Origin of the sequence: Roseivivax halotolerans (assembly GCF_900115815.1) — a bacterium.
In the GTDB taxonomy this organism is placed as follows: domain Bacteria; phylum Pseudomonadota; class Alphaproteobacteria; order Rhodobacterales; family Rhodobacteraceae; genus Roseivivax; species Roseivivax halotolerans.
Map to the genome: position 1 here is coordinate 1 of NZ_FOXV01000029.1, position 6685 is coordinate 6685.

General features: G+C 62.3%; 5 protein-coding genes. 2 read left to right on the forward strand and 3 right to left on the reverse strand.

From position 1 onward, the window contains the following. Window positions 1-206 precede the first annotated feature (206 nt). From BM171_RS18480 to BM171_RS18490, 3 genes are all read right to left on the reverse strand, one after another. Window positions 207-2414 (reverse strand): TRAP transporter permease, encoded by a 2208-nt coding sequence (locus tag BM171_RS18480; protein WP_093016099.1) that lies wholly within the window; start codon window positions 2412-2414, stop codon window positions 207-209. Window positions 2415-2508: 94 nt separating this feature from the next. Further along, window positions 2509-3477 (reverse strand): TAXI family TRAP transporter solute-binding subunit, encoded by a 969-nt coding sequence (locus BM171_RS18485; protein ID WP_093016102.1) that lies wholly within the window; start codon window positions 3475-3477, stop codon window positions 2509-2511. A gap of 124 nt (window positions 3478-3601) precedes the next feature. Then, complete coding sequence (locus BM171_RS18490) at window positions 3602-4525, reverse strand: LysR family transcriptional regulator (protein WP_217646767.1); 924 nt, start codon at window positions 4523-4525, stop codon at window positions 3602-3604. Window positions 4526-4708: 183 nt separating this feature from the next. Between BM171_RS18490 and BM171_RS18495 the strand changes: the two genes are divergently transcribed. Both BM171_RS18495 and BM171_RS18500 read left to right on the forward strand, forming a co-directional pair. Beyond that, the gene (locus tag BM171_RS18495; protein ID WP_093016111.1) at window positions 4709-5782 is read left to right on the forward strand and encodes a tartrate dehydrogenase; all 1074 of its coding nucleotides are present in this window, start codon (window positions 4709-4711) and stop codon (window positions 5780-5782) included. A 7-nt stretch (window positions 5783-5789) separates the two neighbouring features. Then, the coding region (locus tag BM171_RS18500) for a glycerate kinase type-2 family protein (protein ID WP_245760348.1) at window positions 5790-6685 on the forward strand (896 nt) is incomplete at its 3' end.

Below are 6685 nucleotides of genomic sequence, written 5' to 3' on the forward strand. Positions count from 1 at the left end.
ATGAAGCCACCTGCTCAAACATTGCGGCTCATTCAAAACAAACCTCCAACCCTTCAATAGGGTTGGAGGTAAGTTCTTCGGCGCCATCTCTCCTTGGTTCCAACGGGAAGCAAGATTGTCTGCGGCCTCGCACTCATGGCTCGCGTTATTCCGGACCGCCCATCAGGTCCGGACCACTTTATGACGCAAAGCCACTGGCCCAGACATCAGTCGGCGCCACGGGCGAAATCGGAGGTGCCCATGCGTCCGCGCTGGATCAGGACCAGAACGAGCGCGATGCCCACTCCGATCGCATCGGTTGTCCAGCCGCCCGCGATCATGGTCAGTCCGCCTGCCCCAAGGGCTGCGCGTACCGCCGCATTGGCGTGTCCAAAGAACCAGCCCTGCACCGCGCAGGACAACAGGTACACGCCGACCAGCGCCGTTGCGGCGATGTGGGCGATCTCAAACCAGCTACCATTGAGCAGCATCGCGGGAGAATAGAAGAACATGTAGGGCACAACGAAGGCCGCAAGGCCGATCTTGAAGCTTTCGACCGAAGTACGGATTGGGTCCGAACCGGCGAGCGCAGAGCCCGCGTAGGCGGCCAGTGCCACCGGCGGAGTGATCGCTGACATCACCGCGAAGTAAAAGATGAAAAGATGCGCGGTCAGTGGTGCGACGCCGAGGTTAATGACCCCCGGCGCAATGACCGATGCCGCCACGGCATATGCTGCCGTCGTAGGCATCCCCATCCCGAGGATGATCGACACGACCATAGCGAAGAACAAAGCGAGGATCTGGCTCTGATCAGCCAGCGCCAGAAGGACGGTCGAGAACCGCGAGCCGATACCTGTCAGGGCGATGACCCCAACGATTATGCCGGCCGTTGCGCATACTGCGACCAGCTGAAGAACCATGCGTGCGCCATTGTCGAGCGCCTGGAACAGCTGGCGGGGCCCCATACGATGGGGCGTTAGCCAAGACACCACCGCTGCTGTAATCATCGCCAGCGTGCCGCAGCGGATCACCGAATAGCCGGCGAAAAGCGCGTAGATCAGCACCACGATGGGTGTGAAAAGGTAGATTTGCTTGGCCAGTTTCGCGAGCTTCGGAAGCTGGTCGCGCGGCAGGCCCTTCATGTTTGCTTTTTTCGCGGCCAAATCCACCATAAAGTAGACTGAGACGAAGTAGATCACCGCTGGAATGATCGCAGCATAGACGATGTCCATGTAGGGAATGCCTGTGATCTCAGCCATGATGAAAGCGCCCGCCCCCATAATCGGCGGCATGATCTGACCGCCGGTAGAGGCCGCAGCCTCCACTGCAGCAGAGGTCTGGGGCCGGTAGCCCACCTTCTTCATCATCGGGATGGTCAGCGAACCGGTGGCCACGACATTGCCCGCCGAGGTTCCGTTGATCATACCCATCAGGCCCGAGGCGAAGATCGCCACCTTGGCCGGACCGCCGCGGCGATGCCCAGCAGCCGCGAAGGCAAGGTTTACGAAGTATTCTCCGACCCGCGTGGTCTGCAGGAAAGCGGCGAAGACAACGAACAGGATGATGTAGGTGGACGAGATCGCAATCGGCGCTCCGAGCACCCCGTTGTCGGTGAAGATGTAGGAGAAGAAGCGCTTCATGTCATAGCCGCGATGCTCGAAAATCCCGGGCAGCCACGGGCCCGCGAAGGCGTAGGCCACGAAAACGCCTGCGATGATCACCAGCGCCATCCCGGCAAGGCGGCGCGTGAGCTCGATAATCAACAGGACGCCGGTGATGGCCGACCACATATCGCCCGGCAGGGCCATGGGCATGCCCGCGCGCAGTTGAAGCTGGCGGGCGAAGAAGATCAGGTAGGCCGTGAAGGCGATTGCCGCTAAAGCCAGCACCACATCGCCTGGTGCGAATTGCATCCGCCCACGATGGGGAAAGACCCAGCCATGCATGATGGCCAGACCCGTGCCGAAGGTCAGTGGGATGCCGAAGGTCGACATTGCCCAGGCAGGGGGCATCATCTCGCCCAGAAGTGTTCCGTTGATCCAGATCGCGACGACGCCGATCAGACCGTACAGAACCCCTGCACCGGCAAGAACCAACAGCACTTTTGACATCAATCCTTCGCGTTGGGTCGGGCCTGCATCCTCTCCGAATGGCTGCGAGCCGAACAGCAGGAAGCCGAGCAGCAGACCGCCGCCTACATGGGTCAGGCGATAGGCCCAGGTTTCCAGTGGGTAGACGTTCATCACCAAAAGGTGGAACACCGTGTAGGCCACGCACATCGCCGCGATGACGAAGTTGCGGCTGCCGGTAAACAACCTCTGGTTCGCGGCTATGGGGTCGTTGTCGACGTTGGCGCGGGCCAATTCCTGCTCGATGGCGGACTTACCGTCGCTTTCGGCCGGGTTTGGGCCGTGCTTGTGCTGCGCGTTGCTCATGGTCCGGATCGCTCGTGAATATGAAAAGAAGCGGGCGGCGACATGGGAATCGCCGCCCGCGCGCGTTCAGACTTTTGCGAAATGCGGCGCGGGATTACTCGACCGACGGCACGTCGAAGCCGTTTTCCTCGAACCAGCGGGCAGCGCCCGGGTGGAACGGGATGACGGTGTTCTTGGAGACGTTCTCCGGCAGCGTCTCGCGTGCGGCAGCATGGTTGGTCACCATGCGATCATGGTTTTCCATCGCCAGCGCCGTGATCTCGTAGGCGAGGCTTTCCGGCATGTCCTCATGCGCGATGGCGAAATTCCAAAGCGACACGGTCTGAAGATCCTCGGGCTGATCCTCGTAGGTATCCGCGGGGATGGTGAAATCCGCCATTGCGGGCACGATTTCCTTCATGGTCGCCAGCGTTTCGTCATCCATCGACAGGAAGCGCACGTCATTCTCCACGGCGAGTTGCGAATAGGCGCCCGTCGGCAGACCCGCAGCATAGACGAACGCATCGATCAGACCGTCCTTGAGCTGACCGGCCGTGTCTGAGCCGCCCGCGTTGGAGATCGTCACATCGCCGTAACCTTCCGCGTTCTCGAAAAACCGCGTCCAGTAAGTGGCCGAGGTACCGCCCGCCGGCCCGACGCCCACGCGTTTGCCCTGCAGGTCCTGGAAGCTCTCAATATCCGACGATGCCAGCACCGCCGCCTGCAGCGGGGTCTGATACATAGGAAACAGCGCGCGCACGGCTTCGTGTGGCGTGCCCGGCATCAGTGGGCTTTCACCGCGGCGCGCTTCGTCGGCTGGGCCAAGCGTGACGAAACCGAGTTGGTGCTCGCCGGTCTCGACCAGCGTGACGTTCTGCACTGGGCCGCCGGTGATCTCTACACCGGCATTAACGCCCAGCTCTTCGCTGATCATCGCGCCGAAGCCGCTGCCGTATCCGAAATAGGTGCCGCCTTGGCTGCCTGTGCCTATGGTAATGCTGGCGGGCCAGTCCGCGTTATCCTGCGCAGATGCGGGCAGCGCGGCCACGCATGCGGCGGCTGCAAGAATTTTGGTGAATTTCATGGTTTCCTCCTCCGTTGTATTTCCCGCGACGCGCCTCAATGAAGGCGCATCCTCCGGCTTGAACTGTGGGTGAAGGACCGTCAGTGACACAATTCGGCAAGAATTATATTCACTTTTGATATAATTACGCAGACGCCTCGAGCGTCACCAGTTGCGCGTCGAGAACGGCCATGAAGGAATCCCGTAGCGGGTCGCGCGTTCCCCGTGCCCAGGAGGCGGCAAGGATGAGTTTGGCCTGCGATGTCGCGTCCGTCTTTGCCAGCGGGATGAAGCGAACGCCTTCGACACGCAGACGGGAGGTCCACCGCGGCACGATTGCAAGGCCAGTGCCCGCCGCCACGAGGTTGACGATGGTCTGCTTCTCTTCCGCGATCTGGGCCACGCGTGCCGTCAGCCCGGCGCCCAGGAAAAGCGATATGGTAAGGTCGTGGGAATGCGGCCGGGACCGGCGGTCGGGCACGATCAGCGGCTCTTCCGCAAGGTCGGAGATTTCGATCGCCTCATGGCCTGCCAGTGGGTGCGACTTTGGCAGGGCCACCACGGCGGTCTCGAAGAAAAGGGTGCGGAACACCAGCCGAGGATCGCGCAGATCCGGCGGCCGGCAGAACGCGATGTCGAGGCTGCCGCTCAGCAGTTTCGGAAGCAAGTGGATGGTCTTCTGCTCGACGATCTGGATTTCGAGATCCGGTTGCGCCTCGTGCAAAGGTTGCAGGATCTGCGGTATCAGCCCGGCCGCGGCACTGTCGATGGCGCCCACCCGCAGCACGTGAGCCTCGGCGCTGCGCACGGCGCGCGCTTTTTCCTCCAACGCCGCGGATTGGGCGACCAAGCCGCGCGCATCCTCCAGCACGCGGTTGCCCGCCTCGGTCAGCGACACCGCCCGCGTGGTCCGCAGAAACAGCGGGACGCCCAGGTGCTCCTCCAGCTGCTTTACATGGCGTCCGAGCGTCGCCGGCAGGATGTCGAGCGATTGCGCCGCTCGGCCAAAATGCAGGGTTTCGGCCGCGGCCAGGAAACATTTCAGCTGCGTCATGTTCACGATGGGCACGTGCTCCAAGATTTATATCGAAAGCGTATATAATCGCTTTGGAATTGAGAAGACCGAAACCGGACCTGTAGGCTCCTGCTCAAACGGACCCAGCGTTCACGAGGAGGAGAAAACATGACGATCCTGAAAGACGGGGATGCCGAGACCACGCCGTCCGCCGATACGAAAGCGGCGAAGGGTGCGGTGAAAACCTACAGGATCGCCTCCATACCGGCCGACGGTATCGGCCCCGAGGTGATCGCGGCGGGCCTGCAAGCGCTCGAGGCGTTGGCCCGACGCGACGGCGGGTTCACTTTCGATGTCACTGAATTCGATTGGGGCTCGGAGCGCTACAAGAAGACAGGCGCGTTGATGCCCGCAAACGGGCGCGATGAGATCAAGGATTTCGACGCCATCTTCTTCGGCGCCGTGGGCGCGCCCGATGTGCCGGATCACGTGACACTCTGGGGTCTGCGCCTGCCGATCTGCCAGGGCTTTGACCAATATGCCAACGTGCGTCCGACCAAGATTCTGCCGGGCATCACCTCCCCCCTGGCCGGTGTCGGCCCCGGTGATCTCGATTGGGTCATCGTGCGCGAGAACTCCGAAGGGGAATATTCCGGCAATGGCGGACGCACACATCAGGGCATGCCCGAGGAAGTCGGAACAGAAGTATCGATTTTCACCCGCACCGGCGTCACGCGGATCATGCGCTATGCGTTCGAGCTGGCCCGGTCGCGGCCCCGGAAGCTCCTCACCGTGGTCACGAAGTCCAATGCCCAGCGGTTCGGCATGGTGATGTGGGACGAGATCGCGGCCGAGGTCGCCAAGGATTTCCCGGACGTGACCTGGGACAAGATGCTGGTCGATGCCATGACCGTGCGCATGGTGAAGGATCCCAAAAGCCTCGACACCATCGTCGCGACGAACCTGCACGCGGACATCCTTTCGGATCTCGCCGGAGCGCTTGCGGGCAGCCTCGGGGTGGCACCCACGGGCAATATCGATCCCGAACGGCGCTACCCCTCCATGTTCGAGCCGATTCATGGCTCGGCTTTCGACATCACCGGCAAGGGTATCGCCAATCCGGTCGCCACGTTCTGGACCGCCAGCCAGATGCTGGATCATTTGGGCGAATCGAATGCCTCCGAACGCTTGATGAGGGCAGTGGAAAAAGTCTGCGCCGACGGCATCCTGACACCCGATGTAGGGGGCAAGGCCACCACGCAAGAGGTCACGGAAGCCGTCTGCGAAGCCATCCGCGGAGAGAACATCTGAGCGGCTGATGATGACCGATGATGATGCACAAGACCTGCTTAGGCGGATGCTCGATGCTGCCATTCGTGCGGCGGATCCTGCGCAAGTCTTGGCATCTTACCTGCCCGAAAAGCCGCGCGGGCGTTGCATTGTCGTGGGCGGCGGGAAATCGGCGGCCTCGATGGCTTGGGCCGTCGAGCAAGCTTGGCCCGACGTCGATTTATCCGGCGTTGTCGTGACGCGATATGGGCACGCGGTCGCCACCGATCGGATCACCGTCCGCGAAGCCGCCCACCCAGTACCCGATGCCGCTGCAATATCCGCGACACGAGAGGTCATGGAGGCTGCAGCAAACGCGGGGTCGGACGATCTGGTTCTCGCGCTGATATCCGGGGGCGGCTCATCATTGCTGTCTTTGCCCCGGTCTCCCCTGACCCTCGACGATCTCATTGCGGTGAACCGGTTGCTCTTGGCCTCCGGTCTGTCGATCTCTGAGATGAACAAGGTGCGTCGCCGCTTTTCGCAGGTGAAAGGTGGCGGACTTGCGCGCGCGGCGGGAGATGCACGGCTCGTGACGCTCGCGATTTCAGACGTGCCCGGCGATGATCCCGAAGCCATCGCGTCTGGGCCAACCGTGCCGGACCCGACTGCGCAGGCAGACCTGTCCCACCTTGCCGACAAAATCGGCCCGTCACTGTCGAAGGTCGCGCTGGACATGCTGCGCGCGCCCTCTCCGGATGCCGGGAAGCTCGAGCCAGATTACCGCCTGATTGCAACCCCGCAGGCCTCTCTTGAGGCCGCGGCAGAGGTCGCGCGAGCAGCGGGTGTGGCGCCTGTTCTTCTGGGGGATGCGTTAGAGGGAGAGGCGCGCGAGCTGGGCACCGTGATGGCCGGGATTGCCAAGGCGGTAGCGCGCCACGGCAC

What these genes read in the sequence shown, in the direction of transcription:
- BM171_RS18480 (WP_093016099.1), bottom strand. Translation starts at nt 2,414, where the DNA reads ATGAGCAACGCGCAGCACAAGCACGGCCCAAACCCGGCCGAAAGCGAC.
- BM171_RS18485 (WP_093016102.1), bottom strand. Translation starts at nt 3,477, where the DNA reads ATGAAATTCACCAAAATTCTTGCAGCCGCCGCATGCGTGGCCGCGCTG.